Below are 17420 nucleotides of genomic sequence, written 5' to 3' on the forward strand. Positions count from 1 at the left end.
AACGATGCAGGTCACACGTCGTCGGCTGAGTGACGCACCGGCCACGGGCGGCGGTCGCAGGACCCGTCGCCGGACGCTGGTCACGGCCGCCGCCACGGCGGTGGTCGTCACGGCCGGCGCCGGTGTCGGCTGGGCCAAGTCGGACACCTTCGGCACCAACCGGGTCGGCCAGGTCTACGACCAGGGCGAACTGGTCTCCAGCAACCAGTACCTCGCCCCGTACGGCGAGCGGCTGGTGATCGACAACGGCAAGATCATGTCGTCCACGGTGAGCCCGGACGGCACCCACCTGGCGGCCTCGGTCACCGACGGCGGCGCGGCGCTGGCGATCGTGGACGTGAAGAACTGGAAGGTGCAGCAGCTGGTCGGCAGCGCCGCCGGCTCCACCCCGAAGATCGGCACCAACGCGGTGGGCCAGGAGGGCCCGACGTACTCGCCCGACGGCAAGCAGCTGTGGCTGGGCCAGCCCGACGGGTACACCCGGTTCGACGTGAACCCGGACGGCAGCGTCGCCAACCCCAAGGTCGTCAAGATCGCCAAGAGCGGTTCGCAGCAGGCACTGGTGGCCGGCCTGGTGTTCTCGGCGGACGGCACGACGGCGTACGCGGCGGTCAACGGCCAGAACCGGGTGGTGGCGATCGACACCGCCGCCGGCACGGTCGGGCAGAGCTGGGCGGTGGGCATCGCCCCGCGCGGCCTGGCGCAGGCGGGCGGCAAACTGTACGTCAGCAACGAGGGCGGGCGTCCGGCGAAGCCCGGTGAGAGCACCATCAACTCGTACGGCACCCAGGTCCCGGCCGACCCGAACACCGGCGCCACCCTCACCGGCACCGTCAGCGTGATCGACCTGGCGAACCCGTCCGCCGCGCCCGGCAGCATCGACGTCGGGCTGCACCCGACCGCCGTGTACGCCAAGAACGGCGCGGTGTTCGTCACCAACACCGGCACCAACAGCGTCTCGGTGATCGACGCCGAGCGCGACAAGGTCGTCCAGACCATCGCCACCCGGCCGTGGTCCGAGGCCTCGATCGGGTACGAGCCCGACGCGGTGACCCTCACCGACGACGGCCACCTGCTGGTGACCCTCGGCCGGGCCAATGCGATCGCCGTCTACCGGTACGCGGGCCCGCAGGAGCCGGCGAGCTACGTCGGCCTGCTGCCGACCGACTACTTCCCCGCCGAGATCTCCTCGTCCGGCAACCACATCCTGGTCTCCAACACCCGCGGCATCGACGCCCGCCGGGTGGACGGCGCGCACGGCACCCACGACACCACCTCCAGCGTGGTGCGCTTCACCCTGCCGAGCGACAAGGAGATCCGGAAGCAGACCGCCAAGGTCTTCGCGCAGAACAACTGGACCAACAACGCGGCCAAGCTCGCCACCGGCAACAAGGCCAAGGCGCAGCCCGTCCCGAACCGGATCGGCGACCCGTCGACGATCAAGCACGTCTTCCTGCTCGTCAAGGAGAACCGCACCTACGACCAGGTCTACGGCGACCTGCCGCAGGGCAACGGCGACGCCTCGCTGGCGCAGTTCGGCGCGAACGTGACGCCGAACCAGCACGCGCTGGCCGAGCAGTTCGGGCTGTACGACAACACGTACGACATCGGCACCAACTCCGCCGAGGGCCACAACTGGCTGATGCAGGCGGACAATCCGGAGTACACCGAGTCCTCGGCCGGCGAGTACATCCGCAGCTACGACACCGAGGACGACGCGCTCGGCCACCAGGCCGGCGGCACCCTGTGGAGCGGCGTCCTGGCGGGCGGGAAGTCGGTGCGGGACTTCGGCGAGTTCCACCAGTTCCTCACCAAGCCGGCCGGCGCGACCTGGCAGAACCTGTACTGCGACACCAAGACCATGCAGGCCACCGGCAACGGATCGGCCTACAAGCTGGTCTCGTCCTCGCCGATCCCGTCGCTGAACAACGTGTCGGTGCCGGCGTTCCCGAAGTTCGACACCGCCGTGCCGGACATCTACCGGGCGCAGATCTGGAAGCAGGACTTCGAGCAGAACGGCCCCGCCGACCTGAACATGCTCTGGCTGTCCAGCGACCACACCGGCGGCCCCGCCAACGCGGCCGCCCAGGTCGCGGACAACGACCTCGCGGTCGGGCAGATCGTCGACGAGATCACCCACAGCCCGTACTGGAAGGACTCGGCGATCTTCGTCGTCGAGGACGACTCGCAGGCCGGCCTGGACCACGTGGACGGGCACCGGGCGCCGATCCAGATCATCAGCCCGTACGCGCAGCACGGCGTCGTCGACAGCCGCTACTACTCGCAGATCAACATGATCCGCACCATCGAGCAGATCCTCGGGATCAGGCCGATGAACCAGAAGGACACCGCGGCCACCCCGATGACCTCGGCGTTCACCGCCACGCCCGACTTCACCCCGTTCACGGCCCTGCCCAACCGCACCTCGCTCACCAACGGCCTGGCCACCCCGCCCTCCTGCGGCCCGGACGTGCCCGCCGCGCCGAGCGCGCTCGCCGCTCCCGCCGCGACCGGCGCCGTCCCCGCCGAACAGGCCGACCTGGTGCGGACCTGGTCCGCCTGGAAGGACCAGCAGCGCCTGACCGGCGCCGACGCCGCCCCGGACCGCGCCAACCCGGCCCAGATGAACCACCTCACCTGGTACGAGGCCCACGACTGGAAGACCCCCTACCCCGGCGAGCAGACCCTGCTCGCCCCGGCCGACGTCCCCGGCGCGTACCTGCCCTCGGCGGAACTCGACGGCTGACATCCCCAGGCGCGTCCTCCGCACGTAGGAGCACCCCTCGCACCACGGCCGGGCGGGCCCGCTGTCCGGGCCCGCCCGGTTCCCCGCCGAGCAATACTGAGGTGTACGCACCAATCCGCCCTCCGCCCCGCCGAGCCCCATGCCCCTCCCCTCCGCCTCCCCCGGCCGCAACCAGTACGCGGACCTCCTGCGGGTCGGCGCGATCTGCGCCGTCGTGCTGGGCCACTGGCTGCTGACCGACCTCACCTACCGCGCGGGCCGGGTCTCCGGGCTGGACGCCCTCGACTACGTCTCCTGGGGGCGCTGGGCCACCCTGCTCTTCCAGGTGATGCCGGTCGTCTTCCTGGTCGGCGGCTACGCCAACGCCGCCTCCTGGACGGCGCACCGCCGCGCCGGAGGGTCCTGGACGAGCTGGGTGCACCGCCGCGCCCTGCGGCTGCTCCTGCCGACCACCGTCTACCTCGGCGTGGTCTCCCTCGCCGCCGCCGCGGCCTGGGCGGGCGGCGCCGGGGCGGCCGAACTCGCCCGGGCGGGCTGGTACCTGGCCCTGCACCTGTGGTTCCTGCCGGTCTACCTGCTGCTGATCGCACTGACCCCGGCGCTGCACGCCGCGCACACCCGCCGGGGGCTCGCCGTGCCCGCCGCGATGGCGGTCGGCGCGGCCCTGGTGGACCTCGCGATCCTGGGCCCGCGACTGCCGCTGCTCGGCTTCGCCAACTACCTGCTGGTCTGGGGCGCCATGCACCAGTGGGGCTTCGCCTGGCACGACGGCAGCCTCACCCGCGGACACCGCCCGCTCGTCCTCGCCCTCGCCGGCGCGCTCCTCCTCACCGGCCTGCTGACCTGGGGCCCGTTCCCGGTCGACATGATCGGAGCCGGCCTGCCGGCCGGCAACACCACGCCGCCCTCGATCGCCCTGCTCGCCTTCGCCGCCGCCCAGTGCGGCCTGCTGCTCGCCGCCGAGCCGCTCGCGCGCCGCCTGCCGCCCTCCGCCCTCCTGCACCGCCTCAACCGCGCCGTGATGACCGTCTACCTGTGGCATCCCGTCCCGGTCGTCCTGGTCGCCGTCACCCTCTACCCGGCCCGCCTCGCACCCCAGCCCGCCATCGGCGGCTGGCAGTGGTGGGCCCTGCGCCCCGCCTGGTTCGCCCTCCTCGCCGCGCTGCTCGCCCTCCTGGTCGCCGCCGTCCACCGCGCCCAGCGCCCCCTGCTCCACCTCCCGCCCCTCCCCAGCCCCTCCCCCGTCCTGCTCGCCTGCGCCCTCGCCACCACGCTCCCCGCGCTCGCCTGGCTGGCCGTCAACGGCTTCGCCCCCTCCGGCCGGCCGCCCGTCCTCGCCCTCGCCGCCTACGCCCTCGGCATCGGCCTGCTCCTCGCCCGCACGACGCCTCCGCCCCACCGCCGGAGGTCGGCGGTGGGGCGGAGAACACGTCCGGACGTCGGGTCAGACGGCCGTCGGAGGAACGGTCAGAAGTGGAGGTCGGGGCTGGTCTGGTAGGTGTAGCCGGTGCCGGGCTGCCAGTAGAACCGGGCCTCGGCCTTGACCTGCCCCCCGCCGTCGCTGACGCACACCTGCTGCCACCCCGGCCCGTCGCACCCGCCACCGGTCGCCGCCGCCGCGGACCCGGCCCCCGTCAGCGCGATCCCTCCGGCCATCGCGGCCGTCGTCAGGGCCAGCGCGGCCCTTCGGATTCCCTTGAACGACATGATCGTCACCCCTGTCTCGACAGACCCGGCCGGACCGACCGGGCACGGGGAAGAGGTTCGTCGACCGCGATGGACATCCGATGAGCATGCACATGCCCAGCGGAAGGGCTCAGGCCGACGCCCGCAGCAGCAGCTCCTCCACCTCCGCCGCCTCGCCCGTCAGCTCCAACTGCCGGAAGTGGCCCAGCGCCTGCTGCAGGCAGATCCGCGCCCGGTCGGTGTGCCGCAGCCGCGTCAGCGCCTCGCCGAGGGCGCGCAGGACGGCGCCCTCCAGCAGGCCGCCGACCTGGCGGGCCTGCGGCAGGGCCTCTTCGGCGGCGCGAACGGCGGCGCGGTCGCGGCCGGCGGCGAGGTGGATGCGGGCGATCAGGCTGCCGGTGGCCGCCTCGAAGGCCAGCATGCCGAAGGCGCGGAAGCGTTCCAGGACGTCGGCGGCCTGCGCCAGGGCGGGTTCGAGGTCGCCGCAGAGGTGGAGCACCCGGGCCAGGTAGTACCGGCCGACGGACGCGGAGATCGACACCTGGCGCCCGGTCAGCTCCACACACCTCCCGGCGGCCGCCCGCGCCTGCCGGTGCAGCCCCAACTGGGCCTGGTTGAATGCCAGTTCGCCGAGCACCAGCCCCTCCGCGTTCTCGTCCCCCAGCCGGTGGAAGAGCGCCGCCGCCTCCTCCAGGCAGGCCACCGCCTCCTCGAACTCGCGCAGCGCCCGGGCGTTCGCGCCGAGGAGCTTCAGGGTGTCGGCCCGCAGCGGGAGCCGGTCCTCGCCGTCGCACAGGGCGAGGCAGCCACGCAGCTCCGCGCCACGTGACCCCGAGCCGGGACGCCCTCCACCGCGCCGCCGGTTGACGCCCCCTCTCCACGAGAGAAGGACCGGACGTGATCGACAGGCGTACCTTCACCACCGCGCTCAGCCCGCCGGCGGCTTCGGCGTGTCCACCAGCAGGTCGAACGCCAGCCCGCTCGCTCCCTCGCCGCGCCCCGCGCCGCGGCCCGCGGCGAGCCAGACGCTGACCCGGCCGTTGCGCCAGCGGGTGCGGCGGTAGCCGACGGTGAGGCGGGTTCCGGTCTGCGGGACCTCCTCCTGGTTGACGAAGTACGAGTGCGGCGGCGTCACGTCGAGTCCCTCCCGCAGCAGGGAGGTTCGCGGCTGGACGGGCGGCAGCACGGCCACCGTGTTCGGCATCGCCGCGCGCTGCAGCTGCACGGTGCGGTTGTCCCCGGGGACGTGCACCGGGATGAACGGGATCCACTGCTCGGGAACGGAGTTCATCGCCTCGTACGCGATCGGCGCGAGCGGCGCGTCCGGCGGGACGGGCGGGTGCAGCCGCAGGTGCTGGGCCTGGACGGCGGCGGCGACCTCGCTGCCGCGGCGGCCCTCGCCGGTGGGGCGGGGGACGGTCGCCTCGATGCCCCAGACCAGGTTGGCGTTCTCGTCGCGGATCAGCTGGACCTCCTCCAGCGCGGGCCCGTCGGCGACCTTCGGCACGCTCGCGGGCAGGAACAGGCTGGTGTCGGCGGCGGTGTCGGGCCCGGCGTCGAGCGTCTCCAGGGTGTACATCGACCAGCGCTGCCAGTTCTCGTCGAGGCCGCTGCCCGCCGGGGTGATCCACAGCCGCTGCCCGAACACGTCGGTGACGGCGAGGCCCTGGATCGACGCGAGGGTGCCGACCGGCAGCTCGCACGGGAGTTGGTACCAGTCGTTGCTGTAGACGAGGGCGAACTCCAGGAAGATCAGCCGGGCCAGGTCGGTGCTATCGGGCGACACCGCGGCGAAGTTGGTGCCGCCGTCCTCCACCGCCCACCAGCGCGGCAGCGGCATGCCCGCGTACCGCAGCGGCGCCGGGAACACCGTGCGGTTGATCGCGGGCAGCGGGGGCTCGGCGCCGCCGACGGGGTGGTCGGGGTCGATCGAGAAGGCGTGCCAGTCGAGTTCGCCGCCGGGGAACTCCTCCGCCGTGAGCACCTTCTCGGTGCCGTCGGGGGCGGTCCCGGCCACCGAGAAGACGTGTTCGAGGCGGCGCGGGTCCCAGGTGGCGTCGCCGTCGGGCCGGTCGATCAGGTCGTCGAACCAGGCGACCAGGCGGACGCCGAGGGCGTCCAGCGCCGGGTAGTGCATGTGCAGGATGTCGCTGATGCCGTCGGAGGCGTGGCCGCCGTCCTTGAGGTGCCGGTACAGCAGGTAGCCGTCCATCCGGCGGCCGGCGACGGCCTGCAGGCTCGCCCAGACCTCCGGGTCGGCGACCCGCGGCGCGTCGGCGTCGGTGGTCGGGTCGGGCAGCGCGATCGGGTACATGCGCACGTACTGGCCGCGGAAGTCGAACGCGATGTTGGCCAACACCGGGTCGCGGCCGAGCAGTTTGAGCCAGCGCCGGCCGATCGCCAGCCGCAGGTCGAACGCGATCGGGTCGGCGCCCGCCGTGAACGCCGGGGGCCGCCGTTCGGCGAGCGCCTCCAACGGCCGGTCGTCGGGCAGGGGTTCGGCGGCGCCGCCGCCCGGGCGGAAGCGGCTGGGCCGGGTGCCGGCGATCGAGTACGTCGCGGTGACAGGCGACCCGGCGTCGCTCGCGCGGAACTCGCCCATCTGCCACTGCCGGGTCAACATCCAGAGCGCGTCCCGCACTTCGGCCCGCAGCGCACGCTGGAAGTCGGTGGTGCGGGGGCGGCCCTCCAGCCGGTTCCACACGCCGACGGCCGGGTTCGACCGGGTGGCGAGCGCCTTGGGCAGGTCGGCGATGCGGGGCTCAGGCATGGGTGGCCTTCCAGCGCTGGTTGGCGATCGCGAGGTCGGTGGAGATGGTGATCGGCTGCCGGGTGGCGGACATCAGGGTGGCGGGCAGCAGTTGGGCGTACGCGGTGTTGTCGAGGTGCTCGGGTTCGACGCCCCGGGCCTTCGCCAGGTCGAGGGTCTCGCCGACGGCGGCGATCAGGTCGTCGGTGTTCCAGGCGCCGGTGCGCACCGGCGGCACGACCAGCAGCATGGCCTGCGGCGGTTCGGAGTCCGGCCCGTCGTAGTGCAGCGCGATGCCGGTGGTCTCGCGCTCGGACGGGATCACCTCCGTCCACTCGTCGAACAGCAGGCCCACCTGGGTGGGGGACGGCGCCACCGGGTCGGGCGCGTAGTGCGCGGTGAACAGCACCTTGTCCTCGGTGATGTCGGCGCCGGTGGTGCCGGGGCTGAACTCCATGGCCAGCCAGTGGTCGTGCGGCCGGTACGGCAGCTGGATCGGCACCAGTTGCGGTTCGGCGGACTGCAGCAGGTCGCCGAGGAGGCCGCCGGGCCCGCGCAGCGCGTCGCTGAGCACCACGACCTTCTCCCACAGCCGGGGCCTGTCGCGGACCCGGGCGATGCCGTGCGCCCAGTCGTCGACCGGGAAGTCCCGCCCGATCGGCGGCTGGGTGAGGTGCTGGACGAGGGTGCCGCTGTCGGCGAGGGCGTTCCTCCAGTCCGCGGCGAGCTGCGCGGACGGCGTGAACTCCGGTACGGCCAGCACGTCCTGGCCGATCAGCGCCTTGAGCGCGTCGGTCGCCGCCGCGACCTGGTCGGGCCCGGTGACGGCGGCGTCGTACGCGGCGAGCGCCTGGTCGGCGGCGGCGAGCCGGGCGAGGACGTCGGCGTGCAGCGCGTTCGCCCGGTCCAGCAGGTCGCGGCAGAACTGCACCACCCGGTCCTGGAACGGCTGGAGGCTGAGGTCGGTCGGGTCGAAGTCGCTCAGCGGGAGCTTCCCGGCGACTTCGGTGAGCAGGCCGCTGAGCGTCGTCCGGATCGTCCGGGCCTCCGACCGCAGCGACTGCACCTTGGTGGCGAAGGCCTGCCGGCGGCCCGCGACGATCGCCCGGAACGCGAACGGCTGGGCGGGCAGCGGCGCGGTGGGCTTGGTGGCGATCAGCCGTTCCGCCTGCTGGAGCAGCCGGAACCGTTCGGCGGCGGAGGTGGCGGCGGGCAGCGCGTCGTACGTGGCGAGCAGGGCGTCGGCGCTCGCCAGCGCCCTGGTCATCCGGTCGGCGGCGGTGGCGACGGCGGCCAGCACGTCGGTGAACACGCCGCGCCGCCACATCGCGAGTTCGCCCCAGCCGCTGCGGACCATGCCGAACCCGCCGGCGGTGGTGACCAGTGCCGCGTACCCGGAGAGCAGGGTGTCGACGAGGGCGAGGATCTGCGTCTGCTGGGGCGGCGCGCCGGCCGGGTAGAGCGGCGCCAGCGTGGCGAGGTAGCTCTCGACGCCGGTGCGCAGCACGTCCATCGAGGCCCGGACGGCGGCCGGCCGTTCGCGGGGCAGCGAGACGGCCTGATCGGCGGCCCGGTCGGCCGGGTCGGTGCCGGCGGCGGACGCCAGGTCGGTGGGGCGCAGCGGCCGGGCGGTGGTGAGCAGGGTGCGCAGCACGGTGATGAGCGGGGAGAGTTCGAAGAAGGTGAGGTGTCCGGCGGACCGGTCGGTGTAGTGGATGGTCAGTTCGACGTCGGGCCGCGGGTTGTCGGTGCGCAGGACGGAGCCGAGGATGCGGTCGTCGAGGTCGGTCATGGTGCTGCTGCCGGCCGGGCGGACCGCCCACAGCAGGTCGATGGGCTGCAGGCCGAGGTCGAACTGGGTGACGAGGCGGCTGCGGGCGAGTCCGGTGAGGGCGTCGGTCCAGGTGACCTGGGCGACGACGTTGGTGGCGGGCGGCAGCAGGGTGGGCAGCCAGGCGTTGACGGCGGGTTCGGCCTGGGCGCGGGGCGTGTTGTGGGCGAGCGGGGGTGCGCCGGTGTCGGGTTTGAGGCCGGGGGTGAGGCGCAGGCCGAGGCGGTGGGTGAGGGTGGTGCCGCTGCGGGGTGTGGTGACGACGGCGGGTTCGGGCGGCAGGCCTTCCTTGGCGTACGCGTCGAGGGTGGCGGAGGCGCGTTCGGGGTTGCCGAGCAGCGCCTGGTGGGTGCTTTCGGCGACGGCGAGGTCGGCGAGCGCGTCGTGGAGGTCGAGCAGGTGCTGCACGGCCAGGTCGACGACGGCCTGCTGGGTGGTGTCGACGGCGGGCAGGCCGTCCAGCCCGTACGGGTAGGTCTGCGGGACGTTCTCCCTGGTCAGGTGGCGTACCAGGGCGAGGCCGTCGATGACGTTGTGGGCCTCGATCCGGTCGATGGCCAGCGGCTTGGTCGGGTCGGGCTGGTCGCTCTGCTGCGGGACGGTGTCGGCGATCCGGCCGGCCCGCAGCGGGAACTTCAGGCGCAGCGCGGCGATCAGGAAGTCGACCTCGGCCTGTTCGTGGCTGTCGTGCAGGTCGCGTTCCAGCCGGTAGCCGAGCAGGGCGCCGAGGGACTGGCCCTGCCGCATGCCGTCGAGCAGGCCGAGGGCGGTGCGGACCCGCCCGGAGCTGAGGTTCACCGCGAACGAACCGGGGTTGTCGGGTGAGCCGTTGGCGAGGTACCCGGCCCGCAGCACGGCGGCGGTGCGGGCGTGGCCGGGCGAAGGGGCGTGCAGGTGGCCGCCGTTGAGCGGGTCGTGCATCAGCGGCTGGTCGCCCTGGAAGACCGTGGCGAGCGGCCCGGTCAGGGTGACGGGGGTGAGCGCGGTGTCGCGGCGGCGGACGTCCTCCAGCCAGCCGTACGCGCCGAGGTGGACGCCGGGCACGGCGGGGGTGGTGCCGTCGGGTCCGTAGCGCAGTTCGGCGAGGCGTTCGTTGGCGAGGCCGAGCCGCCAGGCGTCGAGCCGGTAGGTGGCGGTGTCGAGGTGCTCGGCGAGGACGCGTTCCAGCCGGGCGGTGGGCAGCGCGGTCAACAGGCCGAGGGCGGCTGTCTGTTCGGCGAGGCGGGCGGTGGCCGGGCTGGTGTCGATCACCCGGGGGATGTGGTCGACGACCAGGCGGGCGGGGTCGCCGGTGATCTCCGGCGCGGGCGAGTACAGCCGCCGGAAGCGGCTCTCGCTGGGCAGGCTCTGGCCGGGCGCCGGGATCTTGACGTGGATGAACGCCGGGTCGGCGGCGGCCTGTTCGGCGGTGGTGGCGATGCCGGCGGCGACGGCGAGTTCGGTGGCGGCGTCGGCCCAGCCGAGCAGCAGGGCGTGCCGGGCCAGCAGGTACAGCAGCGCGGCGGGCCGGTCGTCGTCGGGGAAGCCGGCCTCGGTGCGGACGGTCTCCAGGTCGGTGCGGGCGTGCGCGGCGAGCCACGTCAGGTAGTTGGCGCCGTCGAGGGTGTAGGGGCGGATCGGGTCGGTCTCGGACAGCGGCCGGTCGTCGACGGGCGGGGCGAGCAGCGGGTGCTGGGTGTCGAGGAACAGGCGGCGGATCAGGTCCGGGTCCTGGGCGGCGCCGGTGTCGGGGTAGCCGAAGCGGGTCAGCAGGGCGCGGATCGGGCCGGGCTGGTTCAGCCGGTCCAGGCCGGGCAGCACGGTCGAGCCGAGCGCGCCGAGGTTCTCCCGGTTGAAGACGTCCTCGACGCTCTGCGCGTACCGCTGGTAGTACTCGGCGGAGGTGGGGTGCGCGGCGAGGATGTCCAGCAGGTGCTGGTGGGCGTCGGCGGCGGGCCCGCCGAGGTGGGCGACCTTGCCGGTGGCGGCCTGCCAGTCGGCGGCGGCGGCCTGCAGGACGGTGTTCAGGCCGCGCCGGTGGGCGGCGGCGGGGTCGGTGTCCGGCCAGGCGAGGCGGGAGAACGCGGTGGTCGGCAGGATGCCGTACGGCTGCCGGCCGATCCGTACGGTCGGCGCCGGGCCGCGTCCGGAGACGTGCCGCAGGTAGTACTCGCGGGTCTGTTCGACGACGGCCCGAGAGAACACCGGGTGCAGCGTGGTCTGCAGGTGGTAGCCCCAGGTCGCGGGCCACAGCGCGGTGTCGGCGGCGCGGGCGTCGCGCTGGTCGGTGCCGTCGGCGCCCGGCATCCCGGCGAGGTCGGCGGGGTCGACGCCGAGCAGTTCGGCGAAGCACTGCCCGTCGGTGCGGGTCGTCCAGTCCGCGCCGGGCGCGAGGGCCCGCAGGTGTGCGGCGGAGCGCAGCCCCGCGTCGGCCTCCTGTCCGGGGTCGAGTCCGGCGGGCGCCTGCGCGCTGTTGTTGGTGGGGGTGCCCTGCGGCAGCAGGCTGAGCCCGGCGGGGCTGCGGAGCTGACGGGTCAGCAGGCCGGTCAGGTCGGCGGCGGACTGCGTCGGGGTGGCCCCTGCTCGCAGGCCGAGCACCACCAGCCGGTCCAGTCCGCCGGCGAGGTCGGCGGTCAGCGGGACCCGGAAGCCCATGCCGACGGTGACGGCCCGGTCGAAGTCGGTCAGCCAGCGCAGCTCGTCGGGGACGGTCAGCACGCCGGTGCTCTCGTCGACGCGCATCTCGGTGTTGCCCGGGTCGGGGCCGACCGGCAGCGTCGCCGGGACGGGGTTGCCGTCGACGTCGAGGACCTTGGCGCCGCCGGCCCAGCCCAGCAGCCGGAAGTGGTCGGGCAGCAGGCCGGCCCGGGCGGCGACCGTCCATGACTGCGGGGCGATGTCGGCGTCGGCCGGGCGCGGCACCACCAGGAACGCCACCAGCACGGCGTCGCCGCTCTGCACCGGCGCGGCCTCGATCCCGGCGGGCCGGCGGGCGGTGATCGCCGCCGCCCCGGCCGGGCCGACGGCGGCGAGCAGCGCGGTGTCGGCGGCCCGCTGCTTCACCCGGTCGCCGTGGGCGCGCCAGACCGCCGTCCAGTAGTCGGTGGTCGGCTGCCGGTCGGCGGCGGGCAGTGCGGCGTCGCTGAGCACGACCAGCACGGTGGTGCCGGCCGGCACCGGCACCGGCCGGTCGGCGGGGTTCGCCGGCCGGTGGTTCTGCAGCAGCCAGGTCGCCCGGCCGGCGGCGATCCGGCCGACCAGTTCCTGCCAGGCCGCCCGGTCGCCGACGGCCGAGCCGCCGGTGCGCCACAGCGCCGTCCAGTAGGCGTCCAGCGCGCCCAACTCGGCTTCGGTGGGCCGGGGTTCGAAGGTGTCCACCGACCACTCGTCGGGGAACACCCGGACCAGCAGCTCGGTCGCGGTGAACCTGGTCTCGACCCGCACCGGCCCCAACAGGACCGGGAAGTCGTCGCTCAGGGCGTTGTCGGCCATACCGGGAGCATCTCCTGTGCGTGGACGGCGACCATGACCGGCGCCTGGAAGAGGATGTACGCGATGTCGGCCGAGCTCAGCCGGGAGTACCAGAGCGGCAGCGCGATGTCCTCGCTGCGCTGCTGCTGCTTCTCCAGGTCGTCCGGGGAGCCGTCGAACGGCACCAGCGGGACGTGCGTGGTGTCGCTGAACTCGATGAAGCCGAGGTGGTCCGGGTCGACGTGCTGCCAGGTGAGGTCGTTCCACACCTCGACCGGCGGCAGCGGACCCTCCGGCTCGTCCACGCCGAAACGCGGCTCGCCGGGGCGTTCCTTGAGGATGAAGAACCAGCCCGGGTCGCCGGGCGGGTTGCCGCGCGCCTCGGCGGCGTCCAGGTCGAAGCCCAGCAGGTAGATGTCGGGTTCGACCTTGGCCTCGTACAGCGGCAGCCGCACCAGGTCGGGCGTCGGGTGGTCCTCGTCGGGCAGCGGCGCGGGGATGCGCTCCCCCGTGGTGACCGGGTTGCCGTTCGCGTCCAGCGGCCAGGCGGCGCGCTGCGCGTACACGGCGGTGTTCGGGTACTTCTTCAGCAGCTCGCCGCGGACGACCAGCACCAGGTCGTCCTTCTGGGCAGTGCCCGGCTGCTGCCGGTTGTCGTTCTCACCGAGCAGCGCGGCCGGCCCCCAGGTGTGGATCGGCTTGATGTCGTACAGCCGCTCCCGGCGCTGCTCGGCCGTCTCGCCGGGCGGCGACAGCACCGCCCGCGGGTCCCAGAACTGCCGGAACGGGGTGCCGCGCTGGTCGGTCGGGTACTCGCGCCACAGCATCTCCCGGGCCATCTCGTGGTTCAGGCCGACCATGAACGACTCGATGAAACGCCGGTTGTTGGCCAGCAGGGTGATCGAATTCGCGGGCAGCAGGCCCAGGTTGGGCACGAAGACGTCCGTCGACCGGTCGATCAGCGACTGGTACATCGGCAGGTCGATCACCGGGTACGCCATCGCCTCGATGAAGTTCTCCGCGAACGGCCGCAGCCGGTCCGGCACGTCCACCGACCCGAGCAGGCACCTCGGCACGGTGGTGTCCGACCGCAGCCCGTTCAGCACCGTGTCCGTCGTCCCGGCGACGCCCAACTGCCCCCGGGGCGGGGCCTGTCCGACGGCGGCGGCCTCGTTGCGCCCGTCGTACAGCTCCCGCAGCGCCGCCTTGAACCGCTGCGCCTCCGGACTGTCCACATCGCCGCCGGTGGTCGGCGGGACGGGGTCCCCGATGTCCTTCAGGACGAAGTCCGCGCTCTTCGGCAGCGCGTCCACCGGGTCGGTGCCCGCGTCCGCGAAACCCGGCCCGGGGTGCAGCACCCGGTCGAGCTGGTCCGGTGTCACCAGCGCGGCCGGCTTCACCTTCGGCGCGGCGGCCGTCACGGCGCCCGTCGCGGCGTCCATCCGCGGCAGCAGCGCCTCCCGCGGCTGGTCCGGCGGGAACGTCAGCGACCGCACCAGCCGCGCGCCGGGCCGGATCTGCCGCCGCATCGCCGCCGACAGCGGCGCCTCCGCGACCTGGCTGGCCGCCACCTGGAACCCCACCGCCAGCTGCTCGCCCGGGCCGGCCGTCGCGGCGGACCCGGCCGTCGTCACCCGGGGGTGGGCGGGCGCGGTCAGCGTCAGGTACTTGCCGGTCGGCGGCGGCGCGGCCGCGGCGGGCGGGGCGGCGGGCGGCGACAGGTGCTTGACCTGCAACCGGTGCCCGACCTCCCGCGCCAACTGGGCTTCCCGGATCCGCGCGTTGGCCTTCAGCACGTCGCCGAGCTGCGCCCACGCGGCGTCCATGAACTCGTCCTGCCGGTCCTGCACCACCTTGGTGCCGAAGTTCGCGGCGACCCGGTGGCGCGGGTCGAGGTTGAGCCGGTGCACCCAGTTCCGGTTGGCCGGCGAGGGCAGCGGCTGCCCGGCGTCGTCGATCAGCAGGTGCGCGGTCAGCGCGTGCCAACGGCCGTACAGCGGCGGCGTGATGACCGGATCGACGCCCGCCGACAACGACTGCGCCTGGGCGGGCGGCAGCGCGGCGTGCGCGGCCGCGGGCGTGGTGTCCTGGTACGCCTCGGCGAGGTTGACCAGGTTCGCCAGCGCCTGTTGGAACGGGTGCGGGTACGGCGCGGCGGGCGGCGGCTGGTCGAACCAGTTGTCCCAGTTCTCCCAGGCGTCGATCGGCTGCTCGGGCACCTGCAGCGCCCCGCCGAGGCGCAGCACCCCGCCGATCGCCGCCGGCGTGGTGATCGGCGGCAGCCCCGGCCCCGCCGAACGGTGCACGTCCATGTCCCGCCGCCCGACCAGCGGGTCCGGTCGGCGCGGCTGCAACAGCCGCACCAGGTACTCGAAGTCCCCGGTGGCTCCGGTGGTGAACGGCCACCGCTGGTAGTACGGCAGCTGCCCCTCGCCCGGGCGGTTCGGGTAGTCCGGCCCCCAGCTCGAGTACAGCGCCCCCGGCGACAGCGCCGGATCGAACCCCAGCCCCGACAGCCGCCCGGTCTCGAACGCCGGGACCAGGAACGCCTCGTACGCCCGGTCCCGTTGCAGGTGCCGCGGACACACCAGCCGCGAACACGCCCGGTCCGGGTCCGTCCGCAACACCTCCGCGAGCGCCTGCAGCACCGGATCCCCCGCCCCGCTCAGCTCCCGCGCCACCGCCTCGTCCAGCCCGCCGTTGACGTGCACGTGCGCCCACGCCCCCAGCTGGTCCGCCGGCGGCAGCGCGTTCGGGTCCTTGACCGTCACGAACGGCACCGGCGTCCCCCCGCTGCCCTCCTCGAACTCCGCCGGCGCCCCCGTCACGTCACTGCGCGCCGCCAGCACCACCAGCGCCAGCCACGGCGCGAGCCGGTCCGTCGACCCGTCGGCCGCCGCCGGGCTGTACCGCCAGGGAAAGTCCTCGTCGTAGAACTCGATGTGCGCAAGGTAGTTGGGCTCGATGTTGGTGGTCCCCGGCAGCGGCTCGCGCCGCGAGATCGCCTGGGCGTCCACCCCCACCACATCCCCGGGCCCGTACAACTGCACCGCCCGCTCGACCCCTTGGCTCAGCGCACCCCCGTCCAGCCCCTCCCCGCTCAGCACCAGCTTGACCGGAATGGTCGCGCGGGCGGACGTGCCCGGATCGCCGGTGATCCGGGTGGAGAGGCCGGACCGCAGCCACGGCAGGAACGAATAGGCATTCGCCGTCACAGCACACCCCCGTCAAGCAACTCACCTGCGACACCGACACGTTCGCCACCGACCGCACGCCGCTCCGGCCGGGCACCGCAACCGTTCGCCCTCACGCGCCGCTCCCGAACAGCTCGGTGGTGGCGGTGAGTTCGGTGGCCGTCGGGTCGGCAGCGGCCAGGCCGGAGCGGGCCGCACCGCCTGCGGCGAGGACCCGGCCGTCGGTCAGGACGGCGGCGGCGAAGCCCCAACGGCCGGTGAGCAGGCCCGACTGGGCGGTCCAGGCATCGGCACCCGCGTCGTACTGGACGACGCTGCGAAAACCCGCCTCGTCGGTGTCGCTGCCGGTTCCGCCGATCACCAGGACGCCGCCCGTGCCGACCGCGACGGCCCGGTGCTGGGCCCGTCCGGCGGGCATGTCGGCGGCGGCGGTCCACACCCCCGTCGTCAGGTCGTACTTCTCCGCCGTCCGCCGGCCGAACGGGTCGAACGTGCCGTCGTCGCCCGCGCCCGGTGCGCGGCCGCCGGTCACCAGCACGGTGGTGTCGGACAGCGCGGTGGCCTGGTGCAGGGCGCGCGGGCGCAGCAGGCTGCCGGTCGGCGTCCAGGTGCCCGCGGCCGGGTCGTACAGCTCGCAGAAGGCCAGCGCCGGGTCCTGCGCGGTACCGACGGACGCCGTGCCGCCGACCACCAGCACCTTGCCGTCCTTGAGCACCACCGCGACATGCCCGGACCGGGCGTCGCCCAGATCCCCCGCCGCGGTCCAGATGCCCGTCGCCGGGTCGTACAACTCGGCGGAACGCAACGCCCGGACGGTCGTACCGGCTCGCACGGCACTGCCCCCGGCCACCAGCACCTTGCCGCTCGGCAGCAGGACGGCGCTGTGGCCCCAGCGGGCCTGGTTCATGGTGCCGGCCGGGCTCCAGGTGTTCGCCGCCGGGTCGTAGACCTCGGCCGAGGTCAGCCCCGGCGCGGTGGAGCCCCCGATGCCGCCGGTGACCAGCACCTTGCCGTCGGCCAGCGCGGTCACCGCGTGCAGCCGCCGGGGCGAGGGCTGCGTGGCGGTCGCCGTCCAGGTGTCGGCGGCCGGGTCGTACACGGCGGCCCGCCCGAGCGCGGCCCCGCTCGGGTCGGCACCGCCGACGACCAGGACTTTCGTGGTGCCCTTGAGCACGACCGGCCCGTCGTGCTGCCCGAACCAGGCGGTCGCCCCGGCCAGGTCGTGCGCGGCAGTCCACTTCGCTGCGGTCGGCACGGTGGAGGTGGTCATGGTGTCGAACCTTCCGTCATCGGGTCGTTTCGTGGTCGCGGGACGAACCCCCCGCCGCCGGCGGCGAGTTCGCCCGGGCCCGGGCCGGATCTCCCGGCGCCCGCACGCCCGGACCGGAGCTGCTCATGACCTCGAAACCCTCCGCCGCCCAGCCCCGAGCCCCTCGCCACACCCGCCGCCTGCACCCAACACCCGCCCAGCACCGCCGACTTCACCCGCCCACCCGCCCCCGACAACCGAAACCGCGCCGCCGCGACACACCCCCGGGCCCAACCACCCGACAGCGAAGCCGACTTCACCTGCCCGCCACCCACGACACCTCCTCGGCCACCCGCCCCCGGCAACCGGAACCGCGCCACTCCACCACAGCCCCGGGCCCAACCACCCGGCCGCACGGCCGACTTCGCCCCGCCCGAACCCCGCCCGACACCGCCGCCGCCACGGACACCGGCGCCGGACGATCGAGACCCCGCCACCGCACCACCATCCCGAGC

8 protein-coding genes are annotated in these 17420 nt (G+C 74.2%); 2 read left to right on the plus strand and 6 right to left on the minus strand.

Translation table 11 applies throughout. From position 1 onward, the window contains the following. Positions 1–4: 4 nt before the first annotated feature. Both AMK19_RS17655 and AMK19_RS17660 read left to right on the plus strand, forming a co-directional pair. Entirely contained in the window at positions 5–2746 is a 2742-nt protein-coding gene (locus tag AMK19_RS17655; protein WP_073812766.1) for a bifunctional YncE family protein/alkaline phosphatase family protein, read from the plus strand. Between the two features lie 139 nt (positions 2747–2885). Then, a complete protein-coding gene (locus tag AMK19_RS17660) occupies positions 2886–4244 on the plus strand; it encodes an acyltransferase family protein (RefSeq protein ID WP_073812768.1) in 1359 nt (452 codons plus the stop codon). On the opposite strand, the gene AMK19_RS17665 is transcribed toward AMK19_RS17660, so the two are convergent. The 6 genes from AMK19_RS17665 to AMK19_RS17690 form a co-directional block, all read right to left on the minus strand. Beyond that, complete coding sequence (locus tag AMK19_RS17665) at positions 4214–4453, minus strand: hypothetical protein (protein ID WP_143200253.1); 240 nt, start codon at positions 4451–4453, stop codon at positions 4214–4216. The two genes, AMK19_RS17660 and AMK19_RS17665, sit on opposite strands and share 31 nt — an antisense overlap. 109 nt (positions 4454–4562) lie before the next feature. Further along, positions 4563–5135 (minus strand): hypothetical protein, encoded by a 573-nt coding sequence (locus tag AMK19_RS17670; RefSeq protein ID WP_073812771.1) that lies wholly within the window; start codon positions 5133–5135, stop codon positions 4563–4565. Positions 5136–5360: 225 nt separating this feature from the next. After that, positions 5361–7202: a hypothetical protein gene (locus tag AMK19_RS17675; protein ID WP_073812773.1), complete on the minus strand. Its 1842-nt coding sequence runs from the start codon at positions 7200–7202 to the stop codon at positions 5361–5363. Next, the gene (locus tag AMK19_RS17680) at positions 7195–12483 is read right to left on the minus strand and encodes a hypothetical protein (RefSeq protein WP_073812774.1); all 5289 of its coding nucleotides are present in this window, start codon (positions 12481–12483) and stop codon (positions 7195–7197) included. Before AMK19_RS17680 ends, AMK19_RS17675 begins: the two co-directional genes overlap by 8 nt. Then, entirely contained in the window at positions 12465–15677 is a 3213-nt protein-coding gene (locus AMK19_RS17685; RefSeq protein ID WP_073812776.1) for a hypothetical protein, read from the minus strand. Before AMK19_RS17685 ends, AMK19_RS17680 begins: the two co-directional genes overlap by 19 nt. A 91-nt stretch (positions 15678–15768) precedes the next feature. Then, a complete protein-coding gene (locus AMK19_RS17690) occupies positions 15769–16926 on the minus strand; it encodes a Kelch repeat-containing protein (protein WP_073812778.1) in 1158 nt (385 codons plus the stop codon). Positions 16927–17420: the final 494 nt, after the last annotated feature.

Origin of the sequence: Kitasatospora sp. CB01950 (assembly GCF_001905465.1) — a bacterium.
In the GTDB taxonomy this organism is placed as follows: domain Bacteria; phylum Actinomycetota; class Actinomycetes; order Streptomycetales; family Streptomycetaceae; genus Kitasatospora.

Coding starts and splice junctions, on each gene's coding strand:
- AMK19_RS17675 (WP_073812773.1), bottom strand. CDS start 7,202: ATGCCTGAGCCCCGCATCGCCGACCTGCCCAAGGCGCTCGCCACCCGG.
- AMK19_RS17680 (WP_073812774.1), bottom strand. CDS start 12,483: ATGGCCGACAACGCCCTGAGCGACGACTTCCCGGTCCTGTTGGGGCCG.
- AMK19_RS17655 (WP_073812766.1), top strand. CDS start 5: ATGCAGGTCACACGTCGTCGGCTGAGTGACGCACCGGCCACGGGCGGC.
- AMK19_RS17660 (WP_073812768.1), top strand. CDS start 2,886: ATGCCCCTCCCCTCCGCCTCCCCCGGCCGCAACCAGTACGCGGACCTC.
- AMK19_RS17665 (WP_143200253.1), bottom strand. CDS start 4,453: ATGTCGTTCAAGGGAATCCGAAGGGCCGCGCTGGCCCTGACGACGGCC.
- AMK19_RS17690 (WP_073812778.1), bottom strand. CDS start 16,926: ATGACCACCTCCACCGTGCCGACCGCAGCGAAGTGGACTGCCGCGCAC.